Origin of the sequence: Deinococcus aerius, from assembly GCF_002897375.1 — a bacterium.
Taxonomy (GTDB): Bacteria; Deinococcota; Deinococci; order Deinococcales; family Deinococcaceae; genus Deinococcus; species Deinococcus aerius.
This window is the reverse complement of record NZ_BFAG01000017.1, coordinates 55,668-76,894: the sequence shown is the minus strand read 5'-3', so window position 1 is coordinate 76,894 and position 21,227 is coordinate 55,668. Positions and strand designations below refer to the sequence as shown.

Annotated in this window: 17 protein-coding genes; 15 read left to right on the top strand and 2 right to left on the bottom strand. The window is 66.8% G+C overall.

Going from position 1 to position 21,227, the window contains the following annotated elements; genetic code table 11:
• Positions 1-419: 419 nt before the first annotated feature.
• From rpmG to DAERI_RS19440, 8 genes are all read left to right on the top strand, one after another.
• Entirely contained in the window at positions 420-587 is a 168-nt protein-coding gene (rpmG, locus tag DAERI_RS19475; RefSeq protein ID WP_012692576.1) for a 50S ribosomal protein L33, read from the top strand.
• Positions 588-667: 80 nt separating this feature from the next.
• Positions 668-847 carry a preprotein translocase subunit SecE gene (gene secE, locus DAERI_RS19470; protein ID WP_019586744.1) on the top strand — a complete coding sequence of 60 codons (180 nt, stop codon included), beginning with the start codon at positions 668-670 and terminating at the stop codon, positions 845-847.
• Positions 844-1,416 (top strand): transcription termination/antitermination protein NusG, encoded by a 573-nt coding sequence (nusG, locus tag DAERI_RS19465; protein WP_103131109.1) that lies wholly within the window; start codon positions 844-846, stop codon positions 1,414-1,416. Before secE ends, nusG begins: the two co-directional genes overlap by 4 nt.
• A 152-nt stretch (positions 1,417-1,568) precedes the next feature.
• The gene (gene rplK / locus DAERI_RS19460; protein ID WP_103131108.1) at positions 1,569-2,006 is read left to right on the top strand and encodes a 50S ribosomal protein L11; all 438 of its coding nucleotides are present in this window, start codon (positions 1,569-1,571) and stop codon (positions 2,004-2,006) included.
• Positions 1,999-2,700, top strand: a complete 702-nt coding sequence (gene rplA, locus DAERI_RS19455) for a 50S ribosomal protein L1 (protein WP_103131107.1) — start codon at positions 1,999-2,001, stop codon at positions 2,698-2,700. Before rplK ends, rplA begins: the two co-directional genes overlap by 8 nt.
• Before the next feature lie 185 nt (positions 2,701-2,885).
• Positions 2,886-3,395 (top strand): 50S ribosomal protein L10, encoded by a 510-nt coding sequence (gene rplJ / locus DAERI_RS19450; RefSeq protein WP_103131106.1) that lies wholly within the window; start codon positions 2,886-2,888, stop codon positions 3,393-3,395.
• Positions 3,396-3,446: 51 nt separating this feature from the next.
• Positions 3,447-3,815: a 50S ribosomal protein L7/L12 gene (gene rplL / locus DAERI_RS19445; RefSeq protein WP_103131105.1), complete on the top strand. Its 369-nt coding sequence runs from the start codon at positions 3,447-3,449 to the stop codon at positions 3,813-3,815.
• Positions 3,816-4,013: 198 nt separating this feature from the next.
• On the top strand, positions 4,014-4,286 hold the full coding sequence (locus DAERI_RS19440) for a cold-shock protein (protein ID WP_103131104.1): 273 nt from the start codon (positions 4,014-4,016) through the stop codon (positions 4,284-4,286).
• A gap of 321 nt (positions 4,287-4,607) precedes the next feature.
• Here the strand turns inward: DAERI_RS19440 and DAERI_RS19435 are convergent, their stop codons facing one another.
• Entirely contained in the window at positions 4,608-5,402 is a 795-nt protein-coding gene (locus tag DAERI_RS19435) for a tetratricopeptide repeat protein (RefSeq protein WP_103131103.1), read from the bottom strand.
• A gap of 223 nt (positions 5,403-5,625) precedes the next feature.
• On the opposite strand from DAERI_RS19435, the gene rpoB reads away from it, so the two are divergent.
• Positions 5,626-9,084, top strand: a complete 3,459-nt coding sequence (rpoB, locus tag DAERI_RS19430; protein ID WP_103131102.1) for a DNA-directed RNA polymerase subunit beta — start codon at positions 5,626-5,628, stop codon at positions 9,082-9,084.
• 91 nt (positions 9,085-9,175) lie between these two features.
• Positions 9,176-13,786, top strand: a complete 4,611-nt coding sequence (locus DAERI_RS19425; protein WP_103131101.1) for a DNA-directed RNA polymerase subunit beta' — start codon at positions 9,176-9,178, stop codon at positions 13,784-13,786.
• A gap of 59 nt (positions 13,787-13,845) precedes the next feature.
• On the opposite strand, the gene DAERI_RS19420 is transcribed toward DAERI_RS19425, so the two are convergent.
• Complete coding sequence (locus tag DAERI_RS19420) at positions 13,846-14,340, bottom strand: DUF2721 domain-containing protein (protein ID WP_103131112.1); 495 nt, start codon at positions 14,338-14,340, stop codon at positions 13,846-13,848.
• Positions 14,341-14,499: 159 nt separating this feature from the next.
• Between DAERI_RS19420 and rlmN the strand changes: the two genes are divergently transcribed.
• The 5 genes from rlmN (at position 14,500) to DAERI_RS22145 (ending at position 21,222) form a co-directional block, all read left to right on the top strand.
• Positions 14,500-15,534 (top strand): dual-specificity RNA methyltransferase RlmN, encoded by a 1,035-nt coding sequence (gene rlmN, locus DAERI_RS19415; protein WP_103131100.1) that lies wholly within the window; start codon positions 14,500-14,502, stop codon positions 15,532-15,534.
• Positions 15,535-15,742: 208 nt separating this feature from the next.
• On the top strand, positions 15,743-17,359 hold the full coding sequence (locus DAERI_RS19410; protein ID WP_103131099.1) for a tetratricopeptide repeat protein: 1,617 nt from the start codon (positions 15,743-15,745) through the stop codon (positions 17,357-17,359).
• The gene (locus tag DAERI_RS19405; RefSeq protein WP_103131098.1) at positions 17,356-18,573 is read left to right on the top strand and encodes an SPOR domain-containing protein; all 1,218 of its coding nucleotides are present in this window, start codon (positions 17,356-17,358) and stop codon (positions 18,571-18,573) included. The genes DAERI_RS19410 and DAERI_RS19405 overlap by 4 nt, the downstream gene beginning before the upstream one ends.
• 4 nt (positions 18,574-18,577) lie before the next feature.
• Positions 18,578-19,273, top strand: coding sequence for a redox-sensing transcriptional repressor Rex (locus tag DAERI_RS19400; RefSeq protein ID WP_103131097.1), 696 nt, complete (start codon positions 18,578-18,580; stop codon positions 19,271-19,273).
• The gene (locus DAERI_RS22145) at positions 19,270-21,222 is read left to right on the top strand and encodes a hypothetical protein (protein ID WP_133162080.1); all 1,953 of its coding nucleotides are present in this window, start codon (positions 19,270-19,272) and stop codon (positions 21,220-21,222) included. The genes DAERI_RS19400 and DAERI_RS22145 overlap by 4 nt, the downstream gene beginning before the upstream one ends.
• Positions 21,223-21,227 lie beyond the last annotated feature (5 nt).

Sequence of the window (21,227 nt, the reverse complement as noted above, 5' to 3'; positions counted from 1 at the left end):
GCTCCAACCCTCAGTGAGGGGAGGCCACAGGGTCTCCTCTTTTTCGTTAGCCAGGGGCCTGGTGTGGAAAACTAGCTGCTCCTGGGAGGATGGACAGCCTGAAGTCTGCGGAGGGGTGGTAGAATCTGGTTTGGGAACCGGAGGGAGAGCCAGAGCAGACCAGCCGCCTCCCAGGCCACCAGGCCGAGGAACCTACCGCCGCGAGGCGTTCCGGGCGGGGCACGCCCATCAGGACGTAACGTAGTGGGCTGCACATGCGTGTCCTGAGAAGCCCTTCGAATTTATCGCTGGGTATGTCATAATCCGAATGTTGCCCGCCTCAAGGCGGGCTTTTACCAGCGACCTGCCGGGAAGGCAGGGGCTGGGAGCGCGAGCCTCGAAGGCCGAAGGCCTAAAAGCCGCGCGAAAGGAGCAGCAACATGGCGAAGGACGGACCGCGCATCATCGTGAAGATGGAAAGCACCGCTGGCACGGGCTTCTACTACACGACCACCAAGAACCGCCGCAACACGCAGGCCAAGATGGAGCTGCGCAAGTACGACCCCGTGGCGAAGAAGCACGTCGTGTTCAAGGAGAAGAAGGTCTGAGCTCAAGCCGGGTCATCTGAGCCCGGCTGGATGTTCAGTCCTCACTCTTTTTTGCAAATCATGACGGGCAAGGTGAGCGCATGAATCTGATTCAGTACTTGCGGGACTCGCGTGCGGAACTCGCGCGTGTCACCTGGCCGACGCGCCAGGGGGTCATCGAGGGCACGCAGGCGGTGCTGATCTTCGTGATCGCCCTGACCCTGATCGTGTTCCTGATGGACACCGTGTTCAGCGCGTTGATCCGGGCGGTCCTCCCGTGAGCATCGAGTGGTACGCCGTCCACACCTACGTGGGGCAGGAAGACCGCGTGGAGCAGCACCTGATGGAGCGCGCCCGCAAACTCGGGATGCTCCACACCAAAATTTTTCAGGTGCTGCAACCCAAGGAAAAGGCCGTCGAGCTTCAGGAGGGCGGCAAGAAGGTCGAGGTCGAGCGCAAGCTCTTCCCCGGCTACGTCTTCGTGCAGATGGATGTCGAGGATGACGACGCCCCGGGGGAACTCGGCGAATCCTGGGAGGTCGTGCGCGGCACGAACGGAGTGACCGGCTTCGTCGGCACGGCCACCCGCCCGGTGCCCCTCTCCCCCGAGGAGGTGCAGCGTCTGCTCGCCTCGGTGGGTGTGGCCGCGCAGCCCCAGGAGGAGGCGCCCGCCCGCGTGAAGGTTGACCTCAAGCCCGGGGACATGGTCCGGGTGACGGGTGGCCCCTTTGCCGACTTCAGCGGCGTGGTGAGCGAAATCAACGCTCCGCAGGCCAAGGTCAAGGTGCTGGTCAGTATCTTCGGGCGCGAAACGCCCGTCGAGCTGGACTTCGCGCAGGTCAGCAAGTAAGCCGTCCGGGCCGGGCTTGGCAGAAGCCTTCCGGCCCTGTACACTGTCAAAGTTGCTGCCGCGACGGTGCCTCTAAGGCGCCCGCGGCGGAACTTAGCGTCAGCACCCCGGACCTTCCATGAGGAAGCCGGGGGAGCTAAGGAGGAACCAGCATGGCTAAGAAAGTCACCGGGATCGTGAAGTTGCAGCTTCCGGCCGGAAAGGCGACCCCGGCCCCGCCCGTGGGTCCCGCGCTCGGCCAGTACGGCGCGAACATCATGGGCTTCACGAAGGAGTTCAACGCGGCCACGGCGGACAAGGGTGACGCGATCATCCCGGTCGAGATCACCATCTACGCCGACCGCTCCTTCACCTTCATCACCAAGACGCCCCCCATGAGCTACCTGATCCGCAAGGCGGCGGGGCTGCAAAAGGGCAGCGCCACCCCCAACAAGGCGAAGGTCGGCAAGCTGAACTGGGATCAGGTGCTGGAGATTGCCCGCACCAAGCTCCCCGACCTGAACGCGGGCAGCGTCGAGGCCGCCGCGAACACCGTGGCGGGCACCGCGCGCTCCATGGGCGTGACCATCGAGGGGGCTCCCCATGCCTAAGCACGGCAAGCGTTACCGCGCCCTGGTGGGCAAGGTGGACCGCAGCAAGCAGTACACCATCGACGAGGCCGCCGCCCTGGTGAGGGAGCTTGCCACCGCGAAGTTCGACGAGACGGTGGAGGTTCACTTCCGCCTGGGCATCGACCCCCGCAAGAGTGACCAGAACGTGCGCGGCACGGTCTCGCTGCCCCACGGCACGGGCCGCACGGTGCGCGTCGCGGTGATCACGCGCGGGGAGAACCAGGCCGCCGCTGAAGCTGCCGGGGCCGACGTGGTGGGCGCCGAGGACCTGATCGAGCGCATCGCGGGCGGCTTCATGGACTTCGACGCGGTTGTGGCGACGCCCGACATGATGGCGATGGTCGGCCAGCGCCTCGCGCGCCTGCTCGGGCCGCGCGGCCTGCTGCCCAACCCCAAGAGCGGCACCGTCGGTCCCGACGTGGCGGGCATGGTGCGCGGCCTCAAGGCGGGCCGCATCGAGTTCCGCAACGACAAGACCGGTGTGGTCCACGCGCCCATCGGCAAGGCCAGCTTCGATGCCGGTAACCTCAGCGCGAACTACCAGGCGCTCCTGAGCGCCCTGGAAGCCGCCAAGCCCGGCGCGGCCAAGGGTGTGTACCTCCGCAGCGCGTACCTCACCAGCACGATGGGACCGAGCATTCCCCTCACGCTGAGCAGCCAGGCCCAGGCCTGACCTCCGGGGAGAGAGGACGGCCTCCTCTCCCCCACTGCCTTTCGGCACCCCGGTGCGCTTCTTGCACCCTCCTAATTTCGGCATCCTAGACAGCGGGGACCCTTGCCAGGTTTAAACATCCCGCCGAGTTGTCAGGGCGCGAGCAGCGTACCTGGACTTGTTCACCACAGAGGAGGTTCCCAAACGTGGCGAACGAACGCAATCAGCAGAACCTGAGCGAGCTGCGGGGCAGCCTCACGGGCGTCGAGACGTTCTACGTCGTCGACTACCAGGGCTTGACCGCCGGGCAGCTCAGCAGGCTGCGCAAGGACATCCGCGAGAAGGGTGGTCAGCTTATCGTGGCCAAGAACACCCTGATCAACCTCGCCCTTCAGGAGGGTGGCCGCGACTTCAGCGACGCCCTGAAGGGCCCCAGCGCCCTGGTGCTGGCCCATGACGATCCTGCAGGGGTTGCCAAGACGCTCAGCGACGCCTCCAAGGGCAACGACCGCGGTATCCCGGCCGTCAAGGGCGGCTTCGTCGAGGGCAACCGTGTGGACGTTCGCGTGATCGAGCGTCTGGCGAGCCTGGGCAGCAAGCAGAGCCTGCAGGGCGAACTTGTGGGTGTGCTCAGCGCGCACCTCAGCAACTTCGTCGGGATTCTCGAAGCGTACCGCGAGAAGCTCGGCGGCGGCGCGACCGAGGCCCAAGCCTAAGCTCACCCTCTCTTCTCAAGTCTTAAAAATCCAGTCCAGGAGGACACCACCATGGCTTACGACAAGCAGGCTCTGATCGACCAGCTCAGCACCCTCACCATCATGGAACTCGCCGACCTCATCGACGGTCTCAAGGACACCTGGGGCGTCACGGCCGCCGTGGCCGTCGCTGGTGGTGGCGCCGCCGCCGCTGCCGCTCCCGAAGAGGAGAAGACCGAGTTCGACGTCATCCTCGTGGACGCGGGCGCCAGCAAGATCAACGTCATTAAGGAACTGCGCGCCATCACCGGCCTGGGGCTGAAGGAAGCCAAGGACCTCAGCGAGAAGGGCGGCGCCATCAAGGAAGGCGTCAGCAAGGAAGACGCCGAGAAGTTCCGCGCCCAGCTCGAAGGCGCGGGCGCCAAGGTCGAAGTCCGCTAATCCCCCTTTCCACCGGGAGTGCAGCCCCCGCCGCAAGGTGGGGGTTTTTATTGACCCGGGCACAACTGTAAGGTGTCTTACCAACTTCTGTCGCTAGGCAGGACATAGTGGCCCAGTAGTTTTCCAGCAGATCCTTTTGAGAGACGCGGTAAACAGACCGGGTTTCTTTTTTGTGCTGGAGCTCACGAGGAGTTGAAGATGGCAGTAGGCAGAGTGAAGTGGTTTAACGCGGAAAAGGGCTTCGGGTTCATCGAGACGGAAGGCAGCGACGACGTGTTCGCGCACTTCAGCGCCATCCAGTCGCAGGGCTTCAAGAAGCTCAACGAGGGTGACGAGGTCGAGTTCGACATCGAGCCCGGCCAGCGCGGCAAGGGTCCCCAGGCCAAGAACATCGTCGTGACGAAGGCCGCCCCAGCCCCCGCCTACGGCGACCGTCCCCAGCGCCGGAACGACCGCAACGACCGCTGGTAATCCGAACAAGCGAATTCAAGCCCCCAGCCGAGAGGTTGGGGGTTTTTGTTGTGCCCCAGGGCGGGTCGCAGAAGCCTCGTCATGCTGAGCGAAGGCGGAGCATCTCCAGGCCGGACCCTTCGCATTGGTCAGGGTGACAACTGTGTTGAGCCCTGCCATGAGCTGGAGTGATTGTCATCGCCTACGGGTTCTGGCGGGACTCCGAGAGTCCGTATGGACCGGCCGCTGTGGTGCCGACACAGCACAGCGAGTCTCCTCCCCTATGGGGCCGCCGAGGGGCCCTTCGCGGCGCTCAAGGCGACGCAGTTACCCCGCTTCTCCTCACCGCAGCTCCCGCCGCAGCCCCGCCGCCATCTGGAACCACTCGCGCTCCTGACGGCGGTAAAGGCCGGTGGCACGCTGCTCAGTCTTGGCGAGGGCGTCCAGGAGCGCCTGGGCCTCCTGGCGTCTCCCCTGCTTCAGCAGAAAAGCAGCGTACCGGGCGCGGGGTTCTTCAGTCGTGGCCGCCGTCATCGCCTCGCGGTAGGTCGCATCCGCCTCCTGCGGCTTGCCCTGGGCGTCCTGGGCCTGGGCGAGCAGCGTCAGCGTGCGGGTGCGGGTAGCGGCGCTCGTGCGGAGGTCCACGCGGCTCAGCAGGGACTCGGCGGCAGCGGCGTTGCCCCGCGCGAGTTCGAGTTCAGCGCTGGTGAGCAGCACGACCGGGTCGTCGGCGTAGATGCCGCTGAGCAGCGGTTGCAGGGTGGACTGGGCCTCCTCGGGTCGGCCCGCCCGGGCTTGCAGGGCCGCGAGGTCCGTGCGGTTGGCGAGGGTGTCGCTCTCGGTCAACCGCTCCTGCGCCTCCCGAATGCGGGTGTCGAGCGGCTTGATGGCCTCCACCCCCCGCCCGATGGCCCGCGCCGCGCCGCGACCGCTCCCCCGTAACCAGGGGAAAAAGACCGTGAAGGCATAGATCAACGCGCCGACGGTGCTGAAGATGCCCCCGAAGAACACGGCGAGTCCCAGGATGAAGAGCCAGTACAGGTCCTGGCGGGTCACCAGGGCGTGAATGAAGCACAGGAGAACCAGCCCCCGCATGAGCAGGAACAGGTACGGCAGGAGAGGTTGCAGGGCGTCCACACAGCCATCCTAGCGCTTGCCAAAATGCCCCGCCTCCGTATATACTTGCCTGTGGCCGACCATGATGGGTTGGGCAGGAGACCTTTGCAGGCACGCGGACTCCACAACTGACGCTTGACCACGGGACGCAGCCGGAGGGGCTGCCGTCCCGACTGTCTCGTTTCCTCTGCGCCTTTTCCCGCCCCGGAAGGCCGCAGCGACACCCAGGGTGCGCGAGGTGTGAATGAGCCTGAGCAGTAGAAAGCCGCGCATAGAGCGCTTCGGCGAAATTACCGAAGTGATCCCGCTGCCCAATCTGACCGAAGTGCAGGTCAACTCCTTCAAGGCGTTCCTGCAAGCCGACAAGGCGCCCGACCGCCGGGACGACACTGGCCTCCAGAGCGCCTTCCGCGAAGTTTTCCCCATCGACGAAACCGAAAAGGGCCGCTCCACCGGCCTCGTGCTGGACTTCCTGGAGTACCGCCTGGGCGAACCGCCCTACACGCCCGAGGAGTGCCGCGAGAAGGACCTGACGTACCAGGCGCCCATGTACGCCAAGCTCCAACTGATCCACAAGGACTCGGGGCTGATCAAGGAAGATCAGGTGTTCCTGGGCGACCTGCCGCTGATGACCGAGGACGGCTCCTTCGTGATCAACGGGGCCGACCGCGTGGTGATCTCGCAGATTCACCGCTCGCCCGGCGTGTACTTCACGTCGAGCTACAAGGGCATCAAGAAGATGTACACGGCGGCCATCATCCCCATGCCCAAGCGCGGTCCCTGGATCGAGCTGGAGATGAACGCGGGCGTGCTGGAGATGAAGGTCAACAAGCGCAAGTTCCCGGTGAGCCTGCTGCTGCGCGTGCTGGGCTACGACGACGCCCAGCTCCGGGCCCTCTTCACCGAGTTCGACGAGGGCGCCGAACTGCCCGAGGACAAGAGCGCGGGCATGAGCGCCGACGAGGCGTTGCTGCGCCTCTTCACGGTGCTGCGCCCCGGTGACCCCCCCAAGCGCGACAAGGCGATCCAGTACCTCTACGGGCTGCTCGCCGACCCCAAGCGGTACGACCTGGGCGAGCCCGGCCGCTTCAAGATGAACACCAAGTTGGGCGTGAACCGCAAGGAGCGCACCCTGCTGACCTTCCAGGACGGCAAGTTCAGCGACGCGGGGCTGGTGGACACCATCCGCTACCTGATGGCGCTGCAACGCGGCCTGGAGACCGTGGGCCTGGGCGCGGACGAGGACGGCGTGGTGAACGAGGTGCCCGTCACCGAGGACGACATCGATCACCTCGGCAACCGCCGTGTTCGCACCGTGGGCGAGCTGCTCGCCGACCAGCTCCGGGTGGGCATGGGCCGCATGGCGCGCGGCGTGCGCGAGCGCATGCTGCTGGGCAACCCCGACGCCGCGACCCCGACCAAGCTCGTGAACAACCGGCCCATCGTCGCGGCGATGCGCGAGTTCTTCGGGCGCAGCCAGCTCTCGCAGTTCAAGGACCAGACCAACCCGCTGTCCGACCTGCGCCACAAGCGGCGTATCTCGGCCCTGGGGCCGGGCGGACTGACCCGCGAGCGCGCGGGCTTCGACGTGCGTGACGTTCACCGTACCCACTACGGGCGCATCTGCCCCATCGAGACGCCGGAGGGTGCCAACATCGGCCTGATCTCCTCGCTGTCGAGCTACGCCAAGGTCAACGAGCTGGGCTTCATCGAGGCGCCGTACCGCCGGGTGGAGAATGGCCGCGTGACCGACGACGTGGTCTACATGACCGCCGACATCGAGGACCGCTACACCATCGCACAGGCGAACTCGCCGCTGAACCCGGACGGCACCTTCGCCGACGAGCGTGTGCTGGCCCGCCGCAAGGGTGACCCGCTGCTCTACACGCCCGACGAAGTCGACTTCATGGACGTGTCGCCCAAGCAGATCGTCTCCATCAACACGTCGCTGATTCCCTTCCTGGAGCATGACGACGCCAACCGCGCGCTCATGGGTTCCAACATGCAGTCGCAGGCCGTGCCACTCGTGCGCGCCGACAGCCCCGCCGTGGGCACGGGCGTCGAGGAGCGCGTGGTCACCGACTCGGGCACGAGCGTGATCAGCGACGTGACGGGCCGCGTGAGCTACGTGGACTCGCGCGTGATCCAGGTGACGCTGACCGAGGACGCGCCGCAGGCGGGCATGGTGACGGGCAACATCCGCACCTTCGAGCTCGTGCGCTTCACCCGCTCGAACCAGGGCACCAACCTCGACCAGCACCCCATCGTGGAGGTCGGCGAGGAAGTGCGGCCCGGTCAGGTCATCGCTGACGGCCCCGCCTCCGACCTCGGGCGCCTCGCGCTCGGGCAGAACATCACCATCGCCATCATGCCCTTCGACGGCTTCAACTTCGAGGACGCGATCTGCATCTCGGAGGGGCTCGTCCGCAAGGACTTCTACACCTCGGTCCACATCGAGAAGGACGAGATCGAGGCCCGCGACACCAAGCTCGGCCCGGAGAAGATCACCCGTGACATCCCGGGGCTCTCGGAAGCCGCGCTGCGTGACCTCGACGAGGACGGCATCGTGCGCGTGGGCGCCGAGGTCAAGCCCGGCGACATCCTTGTCGGCAAGACCAGCTTCAAGGGCGAGAGCGAGCCGACCCCCGAAGAGCGCCTCCTCCGCTCGATCTTCGGCGAGAAGGCCCGCGAGGTGAAGGACACCTCCCTGCGCGTGCAGTCCGGCCAGGGCGGCATCGTGGTGAAGACGGTGCGCTTCCGCCGCGGCGACGAGGGTGTGGACCTTAAGCCCGGCGTGCGCGAGATGGTGCGCGTGTACGTGGCCCAGAAGCGCCAGCTTCAGGTCGGCGACAAGGTGGCGAACCGCCACGGGAACAAGGGTGTGGTCTCCAAGATCCTGCCCCCCGAGGACATGCCCTACCTGGAAGACGGCACCCCCGTGGACCTGGTGTTCAACCCGCTCGGCGTGCCCTCCCGCATGAACCTCGGCCAGATTCTGGAAACGCACCTCGGCGAGGTCGCGCGCCTGACCGGGCAGAAGTTCGTGACGCCCGTGTTCGACTCCGCGACCGAAGTGGCGATCAAGGAGATGCTGGAGGTCGCCGCCGCCGAGCGCCTCCAGCGCCGCAAGGACGAGGGCTTCGACCTCGACAAGCGCGAGCAGGAGGTGCTGGACCGCGCCGGGAAGCTCGGCGTGATCGAGGCCCCGAACGGCGACTACGAGAAGGCGCAGATGAGCCTCGCCCGCACCGGCAAGAGCGTGCTGTATGACGGGCGCACCGGCGAGCCCATCAGCGGCCCGGTCGTGGTCGGCACCATGTACGTCATGAAGCTCTACCACATGGTCGAGGACAAGCTGCACGCCCGCTCGACGGGCCCCTACTCCCTGATCACCCAGCAGCCGCTCGGCGGCAAGGCGCAGTTCGGCGGCCAGCGCTTCGGCGAGATGGAAGTGTGGGCGCTGGAAGCGTACGGCGCGGCGCACACCCTCCAGGAGATGCTGACGATCAAGTCCGACGACATCGACGGGCGCGACGCCGCCTACCAGAGCATCGTCAAGGGCGAGGAAGTCAGCGGCAGCACGATTCCCGAGTCCTTCAAGGTGCTCGTCAAGGAGCTGCACTCGCTCGGTCTGGATGTCGAGGTGCTGGACAACGGCGACAAGCCGGTGGACATCTTCGAAGGGATGATGCCCAAGCGCTGAGGCGCGGTGCGTCTCGTCCGGGGGTGGACGGTCACCCACCCGAAACCCCCAGACCCCCCAGCAACAACAAGCCTCTCTCACAGGAGAAGCCGTGAAAGATTTCAACAAGGTCCGCATCGCCATCGCCAGCCCCGCCCGCATCCGCGAGTGGAGCTTCGGCGAGGTCGAGAAGCCGGAAACGATCAACTACCGCACCCTGAAGCCCGAGCGCGAGGGCCTCTTCGACGAGCGCATCTTCGGGCCGATGAAGGACTACGAGTGCGCCTGCGGCAAGTACAAGCGCCAGCGCTACGAGGGCAAGGTCTGCGAGCGCTGCGGCGTCGAGGTGACCTCCTCCAAGGTCCGGCGCTACCGCATGGGCCACATCGACCTGGCGACCCCCGCCGCGCACATCTGGTACGTCAAGGACACGCCGAGCAAGATCGGCACCCTGCTGGACCTCAGCGCCGGGCAACTAGAGAAGGTGCTGTACTTCTCCTCCTTCCTGGTCACCCAGCCCCTGAACGCGCAGAAGGACGGGCGCCCGCTCAAGCGCGGCGAGCTGCTCAGCGACGACGAGTACCGCGAGCTGCGCTTCGGCCGCCAGGAGACCTACGCGCTCCCCAACGGCACCGAGGCGGCCATCCGCGACGGTGAGTACGTGACGCGCGGGCAGACGCTCGGCGGCAACGTCGTCTCGAAGATGGACGGCCTGGCGCAGTACCGCTTCCCCCGCCGCGCCGAGATCGCCTACGCCGAGCAGACCGAGGCCAGCCTGCCCCTGCCCGCCGACGTTCTCGTGGAGCAGGACGCCTTCCGCGCCGGTGAAATCCTCGCCGAGCTGGAGGGGGACGTTCAGATCACCTCCCCCGTGGACGGCACCGCCTTCCTGCACGACATGGGCGAGGACTCCGTGATGGTGGAGCTGCGGGACAGCGCCGCCGAGGAGGGCACCCGGGGCGAGGTGCTGGCCCGCGTGTACATCCCGCACGGCATGAACGTGCAGGTCGCCGAGGGCGAAGTGATCGAGGCCGGGGCCGTGCTGGCGAGCGCCGAGGCGGGCAGCCGCCTGCGCGTGAGCCGCGACAGCCGCCTCTCGAACGTCACCTTCCCCAAGAAGAAGGGCGACGTGAAGGTCACGGCCCACTGGACCCGCCGCGTCGAGTACCCCATCAACCCCACCATGCACGTGCTTGTCGGCGACGGCTCGGAGGTCCGCAAGGGCCAGAAGGTCGTCGGCGCCATCGACAAGGACGAGGAGGTCGTGGCCGAGGCCGACGGCGTCATCACCCTGCACGCGCCCGCCTCGATCATCGTCTCCAAGGCGAAGGTGTACGCCTACCAGGACGAGCCCCTCGTCGTGAACGGCGACCGCGTGGAGCCGGGCGACGAGCTGGCCGACTCGGGCAATCTGCGTTCCGAGATCAGCGGGCGCATCGAGATCGACCTCGTCCGCAAGCAGGTCCGCGTGATCGAGTCCTACGACTTCGAGGCCAAGATGGGCGCCGAGGCGGTCAAGGAACTGCTCGACGACATGGACCTCGACGTTATGGAGGCCGAACTCGGCGAGCAGATGAAGGACTCCTCGCGCCACAAGCGCGCCAAGGCCCGCAAGCGGCTGGAGGTCGTGCGCGCCTTCAAGCGCAGCGGCAACAACCCCTCATGGATGATCCTGGAGACGGTGCCGGTCATGCCGCCCGACCTCCGGCCCATGGTGCAGGTGGACGGCGGGAGATTTGCCACCTCCGACCTCAACGACCTGTACCGCCGCCTGATCAACCGCAACAACCGCCTGAAGAAGCTGATGAGCCAGGGCGCCCCCGACATGATCATCCGCAACGAGAAGCGGATGCTTCAGGAAGCCGTGGACGCGCTCATCGACAACGGGCGGCGCGGCAGCCCGGTCACCAACCCGGGCTCCGACCGCAGCCTGCGCTCGCTGACCGACCTGCTCGGCGGCAAGCAGGGCCGCTTCCGGCAGAACCTGCTGGGCAAGCGCGTGGACTACTCGGGCCGAAGCGTGATCGTGGTCGGCCCGCAGCTCAAGCTGCACCAGTGCGGGGTGCCCAAGCGCATGGCGCTCGAACTCTTCAAGCCCTTCCTGTTCAAGGTGCTCGAAGAGAAGGGTGAGGTCACCAACATCAAGCAGGCCCGCAAGATGCTGGAGCGCTACCGCGACACCCGCGACTCCGTGTGGGACGCGCTGGAAGAGGTCATCGAGGACAAGGTCGTGCTGCTCAACCGCGCGCCCACCCTGCACCGCCTCGGCATCCAGGCGTTCGAGCCCGTGCTCGTCGAGGGTCAGTCCATCCAGCTCCACCCGCTCGTCTGTGAGGCGTTCAACGCCGACTTCGACGGCGACCAGATGGCGATCCACGTGCCGCTGAGCGCGCAGGCGCAGGCCGAGGCCCGCATCCAGATGCTCTCGGCGCACAACCTGCTCTCGCCCGCGAACGGCGAGCCCAACGTCAAGCCCAGCCGCGACATCATCCTGGGCATCTTCACGCTGACGCAGCTTCGCAAGGACAACCTGGGCGCGGGGAGCGAGTTCGCCAACGAGCAGGACGCGCTGGCCGCGCTGCAAGGGGGCCGCGTGGCGCTGAACACCCCGATCCGGGTGAACGGCACCGAGACCAGCCCCGGGCGCATCAAGTACGTCTTCTCCAACCCCGATGAGGCGATCATGGCCGTGGACCGCGGCGAGATCGACTTCCAGGATCACGTGCGCATCCGCCTCAACGGCACCGTGTACGAGACCTCCGCCGGGCGCGTGATGTTCCGCCGCCTGGTGCAGGAGGCGCTGGGCGCGCAGGGCCACCTCGTGGACACGCTGGTGAACCTGGAGACGGCGTACGAGAAGGACCACCTCAAGGACATGGTGATGGGGTGCTTCAAGCACCTCGGGATCGAGGCGACCGCCGGGCTGCTCGACGCCCTGAAGGACAGCGGCTTCAAGCTCTCCACCACCTCGGGCATCACCATCGGCATCGACGACATCGTGCTGCCGCCCAACAAGGCGGAGCTGCTCGCCGAGGCCGACGAGAAGCTCAAGGAGATCGAGCAGAACTACGAGTTCGGCTTCATGACCGAAGAGGAGCGGTACAAGCAGGTCGTGCAGCTCTGGAACGACACCACCGACGAGGTGAAGAACGCGGTCTTCGAGAACTTCAGCCGCAACTACCCCTTCAACCCGCTGTGGATCATGAGTCAGTCGGGTGCGCGTGGTAACCCCCAGCAGATCCGCCAGCTCGCCGGGATGCGCGGCCTGATGGCCCGCCCGGACGGCTCGACCATCGAGGTGCCCATCAAGGCGTCCTTCCGCGAGGGTCTGACGGTGCTGGAGTACTTCATCTCCACCCACGGCGCGCGTAAGGGTGGCGCGGACACGGCGCTCCGAACGGCCGACTCGGGCTACCTGACCCGCAAGCTGGTGGACGTGGCCCACGAGGTCGTCGTGCGCGACGTGGACTGCGGCACCACCGACTACACGGTGATCCCGCTGGGCGCGACCGACGAGCGCACGGGCGAGTGGAGAAGTCGCAAGGGCAGCGAGATCGAGACCTCGATCTACGGGCGCACCCTGACGGCGGACGTGGATGTGGCGGGCCGCACCATCCCGGCGGGGCAGATGCTCAGCCTGGAGGACGTGAAGGCGATCACCAAGGAGGCCAAGGCCGTCGGCGAGGTCTTTGTCCGCACGCCGCTGAACTGCCGCGTGAAGGCGGGCGTGTGCCAGAAGTGCTACGGCTACGACCTCTCGCAGGCCAAGCCCGTCTCCATGGGCGAGGCCGTGGGCGTGGTCGCCGCCGAGTCCATCGGCGAGCCCGGCACGCAGCTCACCATGCGCACCTTCCACACGGGCGGTGTGGCGGGCGGCGGCGACATCACGATGGGTCTGCCCCGCGTGATCGAGCTGTTCGAGGCGCGCAAGCCCAAGACCCAGGCGGTCGTCGCCGACCGCGACGGCGTGGTCCGCATCGAGGAGGAGGAGGAGCGGTACCTCGTCCGCATCGAGGCCGAGGACGAGCAGTACTCCTCCAAGACCGCGATGAAGATCGGCAAGGCGCTGCGCCTGATCGTGCGCGACGGCGACCGGGTGGAAGCCGGGCAGCCGCTGACCCGCGGCGCGATCAACCCCCACGACCTGCTGCTGTACAAGGACACCGACGCCGCCCAGCGGTACCTGGTGGAGGAAGTGCAGCGCGTGTACCGCTCGCAGGGCGTGAAGGTCCACGACAAGCACATCGAGGTGATTGTCCGCCAGATGCTGCGCTACGTGGAGATCACGGACGGCGGCGACACCGACCTGCTCGAAGGCCAGACGGTGGAACGCTGGGAAGTCGACCAGGCGAACGAGGCGCTGGCGGACGGCAAGACCCCGGCCTCCTGGAAGCCCGTGCTCCTGGGCATCACGAAGAGCAGCCTGACGACGAAGAGCTGGCTCTCCGCCGCCTCCTTCCAGCACACCACGCACGTCCTCACCGAAGCCTCCATGCGCGGCCAGGTGGACGAGCTGATCGGCCTGAAGGAGAACGTCATTCTCGGCAAGCTGATCCCCGCTGGAACGGGTCTCATGACCGTCCGCGAGATGCAGGTCGCCGACGACCGCACCCTGGAGAAGTACGGCGAGGAGGGGCGCAGCCCCGACTCGGTCACCGGCACCCAGCGGTACGACGATACGCGACCGGGCAGCACGCCGACCATTCCCGGCTACGCTGACTGAGCGTAGGCAAGTTCAAAGACCCCCCACTCGGAGACGGGTGGGGGCTTTGCTGTTATGGCCTACACTTCGCGCGCCACCCGCCCCGCCTCCTCGCTGTAGAGGGTGGCGTAATGCCGCCCCAGGTCAACCAAAAACTGCATTTCCTCATGCGTAGTGCGCGCACTCAGCCGCGTCTCAAAGCTCAGGAGGAGCGCCCCATAGGCGAGGGAGGCCGCGCCCAGAATGGCGAGAATGACCGGAGCCAGACCGAACGCTGCGCCGAATAAAGCGCCTGACCCAATGAGAATGCTCGTCAGCACGAGCAGGGCGACCGCCACGTACAGCGCCGTCATCGCCCGCTGGATGATGCGGGTGCGGCGGGCGAGACGCGGAAGCTGGCGGATGATCATGCGCTTTTCCTCGCGCGCGAGGGGTTCAAGCTGGCCGCTCTCGCTCACGAGGACCTTGAAGCGCGCGGTGAGATGCCGCACCCGGTCGGTCGTCCGCCCGAGCCGGGTACTCGTGCTCATCAGGAGCGTGCCCGCGCCGCTGATGAGCACGGCGGGGGTGATCATCGCGGTCAGGACGCTAAGGTTGGGGTCGGCGGTCGCCACAGGTTCAGGGTAAAACGTCGGCGTTGGGGTGCCCGCTGAGTCCCGGCCACAGAGACATCCTCCCTCATCGAACGTGCCCTTCCCTCCCCCCCGAACCCGCCCACGCGCTAAACTTTCCTGATGCAGCTTCTCCTCGACCTTCACCCTGACCTGTACCCGCTGGAGGGCTTCCGGCGGCGGCAACTGCTGGAGTGGGTCTTCGTGCAGGGCGTGGGGACCTTTGGCGCCATGACGAACCTTCCGGCGGAGGCTCGCGCCGACCTCGCCGCGCGCTATACCCTGAACCCCTTTAAGGAGATCGAGACCGTCCGCAGCTCGGACGGTTCGGTCAAATACCTCTTTACGCTCAACGACGGCCGCCAGATGGAGGCCGTCTACATGCCCTACCTCGACCGCAAGACGATCTGCGTGTCCACGATGGTGGGGTGCCCCGCCCGCTGCGCCTTCTGCGCGACGGGGGCGATGGGCTTCGGGCGCAACCTGACGCCGGGCGAGATCGTCGCGCAGGTGCTCGCCGTAGCGGGCGGCGAGGGGATCGGCCCGCGCGAGATCCGCAACTTGGTCTTCATGGGCATGGGCGAGGCCATGCTGAACTACGCGAACACCATGCAGGCCGCCCGCATCCTGCTGCACCCGCAGGCGCTGGGCATGAGCAAGCGCCGGGTGACCCTCTCCACCGTGGGGATCGCCAAGGGCATCCGGCAACTCGCCGCCGAGGACGATCTGGGCATCAAGCTGGCGATCAGCCTGCATGCCCCGGACGAGGAAACGCGGCGGCGCATCATCCCGACCGGTGCGGCGAACTCCATCGAGGAAATCATGGCTGCCGCCCGTGATTACCAGTCAGTGACGGGGCGGCGCGTGACGCTGGAATACACCATGCTGCGCGGGGTGAACGACCACCTGTGGCAGGCGGAAATGCTCGCCGACCTGCTGAAGGGACTCGTGAGCCACGTCAACCTGATCCCGATGAATCCTTGGGACGGCTCGGGCTTCGAGAGCAGCACCGAGGAACAGATTCAGGCGTTCTACGACGTGCTGGAGGCGCGGGGCGTGGACGTGAGTGTGCGCCGCTCGCGCGGGAAAGATGCGGGGGCAGCCTGCGGACAACTGGCGCTCAAGCGGCCCGGTGCGGCCATAGGCATTCCCGCCTAACCCCCTCCAACCAAGAGACCTCCCCCACTGGAGGTTTTTCCTTGCCCACTTCGTAAGGCTTGTGAGGCAGCCCCAACCTCTTCCTGTCCAGCTTGCCGCGGGGCGTGACAGAATTACGGCACCCAGCGCAGAGCAAGAAGGCGCGTAAGGGTTCAGCAAGAACGTCTCGCCTACCCTGTTCACGTTCTCCCCCCCCTGGAGGCCCCCGGTGAATCAACGTAATCTCAAGGTGCTGCTCGGCCTGCTGCTGGCGGGCACGCCTGCCGCCTCGGCGCAGACGCTGCTCGACACGTCGGCGGCGATCTCCGTCCAGAACACTCTCAACCAGACCGGCACACCTGCTCTCCCCAAGGTCCCGGCTGTTCCGGGAACTCCCACTCCATCCGCTACCCCCGACAAGCCCGCGGCCACCACGCCCCCCGTACCCGTCACGCCGCTGACGCAGCCGCAGCAGGCCCAACTCGCGCGGGCGCGGGCCGCCCTGAATGCGGGGCAACTCCCGCAGGCGCGCACGCTGTTCGAGGGGTTGATCGCGCAGAATTACGCGCAGCCGGAGCCGCACTTCGGGCTGGGCCTCACGCTGCTCGCGCTGGGGAATCTCAAGGGAGCGGCCTTCGAGTTCACGCAGCTCGCCACGCTGGCCCCGGACCGCTATGAGGCACCGTACAACCTCGGCGTGATTGCCACCCGTGAGAAGCGCTATGCGGACGCGCTGAGGTTTTACGGGCAGGCAGCCACGCTCGCCCAGGGCAAGGCCGGACCCGCCAGCGAGCGGCAGGTGCTGGAGGCGCTCGCCGCCGAGCAGACCCGCGCCGGGGACTTCGCGGGGCTCAGCACCACCCTGACGCAGGTTGTGGCGCTCGAACCCAACGACGTGGACGCCCAGTTCCGGCTGGCCCAGGCCATGACGCTGGCGGGACGCAGTGCGGAGGCGCTGCCCCGGGCCTACGCCGTCCTCCAGCGCCAGCCCAAGCGGGTGGACGCGGCGCTGCTGGTCGCGGACATCTACGTGGCGCAGGGACTTGCCGACCGCGCCGCGCGGGAACTCGACGCCGCCGTGGGCCGCACGGGAAACGGGGCCGACCGCGCCCGGCTGCTGCTCCGCAAGGCCGATGTCCTCGCCGCGAGCGGTGACACGCGCGGCGCAGTCCTCGCCGCCCAGGCCGCGGCCCACGAGGACAGCCGCAACGCCGCCGCCTTCGCGCGGCTGGGGGAACTGCGGGTGCTGCGGGGCAACCAGCCCGAGGCCGCAGCCGCTTACGAGATCGCGGTCCGCCTGGCGTCCAGGAACGCCGCGTACCGCACCGCGCTGGCCGCCCTGCGCCTCGCGCTGGGGCAGACCGCCCAGGCCGGGCGCGACGCCGCGCAGGCCATCAGCCTGAAGCCCGACCCCGCCACGTTGAGCCGCGCCCAGTTCGTGCGGGGGGTGGCAGCCTACCGCCAGGGCCAGTACGCCCAGGCCAGGACGGCGCTGCGCGCCAGCGGCCAGCTCACCCCCAGCGCCGAGACCTACCTGTGGCTGGGGCTGAGCGCCTACGCGATGAAGGACTACGCGGGGGCTGCCGGTGCCCTGGGCGCGAGCGTGAAGCTCGACCCCACGCCGGTCGCGCGGCAGAATCTCGCCTCGGCGCTGCTCGCCGCCGCCCGCTACACCGAGGCCGAGGCCGTGCTGCGCGGCCTGGTGAGCGACCTGCCGAAAAGCGGCGAGGCGTGGTATCTGCTGGGTCTCGCCCAGCGTGCCCAGGCCCGTGAGCCGGAGGCCCGCCGGTCGCTGAAGACCGCCGCGAACCTGGGGCACGTCGCCGCGAAGGGGGCGCTGAAGTGAGCGGGGCGCCGGGCAAGGCGCGCCGCTGGCCCGACCTGCTGATCGGCCTGCTGGTGGTGCTGCTGCTGGGGGGCTTTGGCGTCCTGCTGCTGGGGCAACGCGCGCCCCAGGTGCAGGTAGCCCAGGCTCCTCCGTCCTCCACGTCCTCCACCCCGTCCGACACCACCTCGCCGCCCGTCATCCCCAGCGCTCCCGGAACGGATCTCGGGACCGGGGCGACAGAGGCGACAACCCAGACGCCCGACAACTCTGCCGACGCGGGGCAGGACAACGGCTCCCCATCCACCCAGGCTTCTACCCCCCAGACGGACAATCCCCCAGCGACCGCCGCACCGTCTGACACGGCTCCCGAAGCGAGCGCTCCCAGCACGACGACCGATCAGGGCAACACCAGTTCCGCACCCACTGCCTCCAACTCCTCCGGCGCGGTGCCCGTGGTGCCTGCCGAGCCCATCCCGGCGGCTCCTGAAGCCCCGCCCACACCGCAGGTCGACGTGCCCAGCGCTCCACCGTCCTCCGCGGTGGAGCCCTCGACTTCCGGGGCGACGACGCCCGCTCCCACCGTCCCACCCCGCGCGGGCGGGGCCGTCGCCACGAGTGAGCAGCGCACACCGCTGCGGAGCGACTACCGCATCAGCCTGGGGACCTTCGGCAGCGAGGGCACGGCGCAGAGCCGCACCGAGGGGGTCCGGGCGCTGGGCTACACCGTCTACCCCATCGACGTGGGCAGCCAGGTCGTCGCGCAGGTCGGCCCCTTCGCCGACGAGGCCACAGCCCGGCAGGCCCTGGCGGACATCCAGCGCGTGTATCCGCGCGCCCTGCTGTACCCGCCCCGCAACCGCAGCCTGAGTGGTGATAGCGGGACCAGTGCGTCCAGCACACCGGACACCAGGTCCACCCCCGCCGAGCGCCCCACCTCCACCCCGGAAGCCACGAACACGCCCGAGACCCCCAGCGAGGCCGCGACCCCGCCCGCCGCGAAACCCACCCCCGCGCCCAGCGGTCCTGTCTACCTTCAGGTCGGCGCCTTCGACCGGGTGGAGAGCGCCCAGCGGCTGGTGGGCCTGCTGCGCGATCAGGGCTACGCGCCCACCGTGAACGCCCCCGAGGGCGGCAAGGTGACCGTCTTGATCGGACCCTTCAGCGGCGAGGCCGTGACCGACACCGAGGCGAAGCTGGACGCGGGCGGCTTCGACCACTTCCGGGTGAGGTGAGGCCATGACCGGCATCCCGACGGCCACCATCAGCCGCCTCGTGACCTACCTGCGGATTCTGGAGGGTCTGGAGGCGCAGGACGTGAGCCGCACGAGCAGTGGTGACCTTGCCGAGCGGGCCGGGGTCACCGCGTTCCAGGTCCGCAAGGACCTCGCCTACTTCGGGCGCTTCGGCACGCGCGGCATGGGGTACACCGTACCCATCCTCAAGCGCGAGTTGCTGCGGGTGCTGGGCCTGAACCAGACCTGGAACGTGGTGATTGTCGGCGTGGGGCGGCTGGGGCAGGCCATTGCCAACTACCCCGGCGCCAGCGACTACCAGTTTCAGTACGTGGGCCTGTTCGACGTGAATCCCGAGCTGGTGGGCCAGAGCGTGCGCGGTCTGCCGGTGCGCCACGTGGACGAGCTGCGGGACTTCGTCAGGACCACGCGGGTGGACATGGGCTTTCTCGCCGTGCCGCCCGAACGCGCCCAGGATGCCGCGCAGAGCCTCGCCGACGCTGGGGTGCGCGGCATCCTGAACTTTGCCCCCACGGTCATACAGCCGCGAACGCTGGAACGCTCCGGCCAGCAAGAAATCAGTGACGAATGGCGTGCTGTGATTGTGGAGAACGTGGATTTTCTGGCGGGGATGAAGCGCCTGGCCTTCTACATCCTGAACCCCCACCTGAAGACGGTCGAACCGGAGGAGAATGAATGAAGCGACTGGCTCTACTGACTCTGCCCCTCTTACTTGCTGCTTGTGGAACTGTCATTCCCGACACTGGCCGGAACGTCACCGTAAGCGCCAATGCCAGCACCATTACGCTGGCCTCAGACGGAAGTTCTGCCAACAGCACGACCTACACGTTCACCAACCCCGCCGGGGCCAAGCCCACCTCAATCACGAGTGCTACGGTCTCCTGGGGGACGGGGGCCGACCAGAGCGTGACCGTTGCCATTCCCGCCATCAACCTGCCCGCCGGTCTCACTTGCACCGCCGCCGCCACCGATCCCAGCGCCGCTTGCAACTACAACGAGGCGGGAACGAGCTTCGGCCCCCGCAGCCTTTCGCGGTCCATCAAGGACGCTGACCTGTTCGCCAAAGTTCTGGTGGCGAATCCGAGTGTCACCAGCCTCCCGATCACGGTGCAATTTAACAACACCGCCAATGCATTGAATTTTACCTTCACCTCTAGAGCGAGCGGCAGCGCGGGGGGCGGGACTGCGCCGGTAGAGCAGGCACCTGCTCCTGTCCTCCAGGTAGTGGGTACTGGGCCGTTCTCCAGCAACATGAGCGTTAATGTATCCGGAAACTTTGACAGCCTCAGTCAGATGGACCGGATGATTCTTCAAATCGTTGACAAAAATGGGGTCGTGGACAACACGTCCTATAGTACGACTCAGGCACAGGCGACCTTCAGCGTAGATACGACCAAACTCGCCAATGGGAACGCCACGCTTCAGGTCATCGCTTACACAAAGTCTGGCCTTCGTGGTGTTAGTTCTCCGACAACAATCACTGTAAAGAATGTTCTCAACCCTGTTCTGGCTGTCGCTGCTCCTTCTAATGGCGCAACGGTCAGTTCGCCCACCGTTCCCGCTAGGGTAACGCTCACCAAGAGCGGAGATACCGCTTTTACATTTAATCCAGCGACCGTCTCCCTGAGCCTCATGGATTACCGAGGCCAGCTTATCCAGCAAAAAACAGCGACCTGTACGCCCAGCACCGACGCAGCAACCTACACCTGCGACACCAGCTTCGACATCGCCGGTCTCCCTGCGGATACGTACACTCTTCGGGCGACGGCACAGGTCGTCGTGGATGGCGCGAACAGTACCCCGCAAACCCTGACTACCGAAAGCCGCTTTACATCCAACACCGTCAGCGTCAATCCGCCAGCCGCCACAATCAGCTTTCCGACAGCCGTTACCTTGACTGGCGGCACCCGCATTCCAGCGCGTATTGACAGCGGCTCTGGCTTCTTTGCCACAGTGAGTGACGATAAGGGAATCCAGTACGTCGAGGCCCGGCTTGTGGGGCCCTACGCTGAAGGCAGCGTTGAAACGGACGGCACCCGGCAATGTCAGGCCAGCGGCAGCATTCTGCCCGGCGAGTCCGAAATCAACGTGCTGGTCCTGAATGTCGCGGGCGCTGCCAACCTGCCCTACGACCCACAGGACGTCTTCATACCCAAGCTGGATGTGGACGGCTCAACCTACGTGCCGGATAGCAAACCCGGTCAGCGATATGATATGCGCGTAACAACTGCCGATACCGAGGGCAACCGCAATATTCAGTGCGTTCCAGTAAGGGTGGAGCGCAATCTGGCCCGCCCTACCTATGCTGTTTCCAAGGACACCACGCCCAGCAAACCCAATACCACCCCGGGGGAACTCACGTTCACCAGTGGCACCTGGTACCTGGACAACGTGCCCGCGAACTCCCGCGTCGCGGCAGTGTTCTACGCCAACGGGAAGCAGGTGGGCACGAGCTTCATCTCCAAGACAAACGGCGGCCAGCTCAGTGTATCGCAGACGTTCTCCGATCCCGGGACTTACTCAGTGAAGTGGCTGATCGAAGACATGAACCCCACCCTCACGGCCTCCACCGGCGTGGTCACTTCTCAGGACGGCGGCTACATCAATGTCTCTCGCAATCCCAAGTAAAAGCT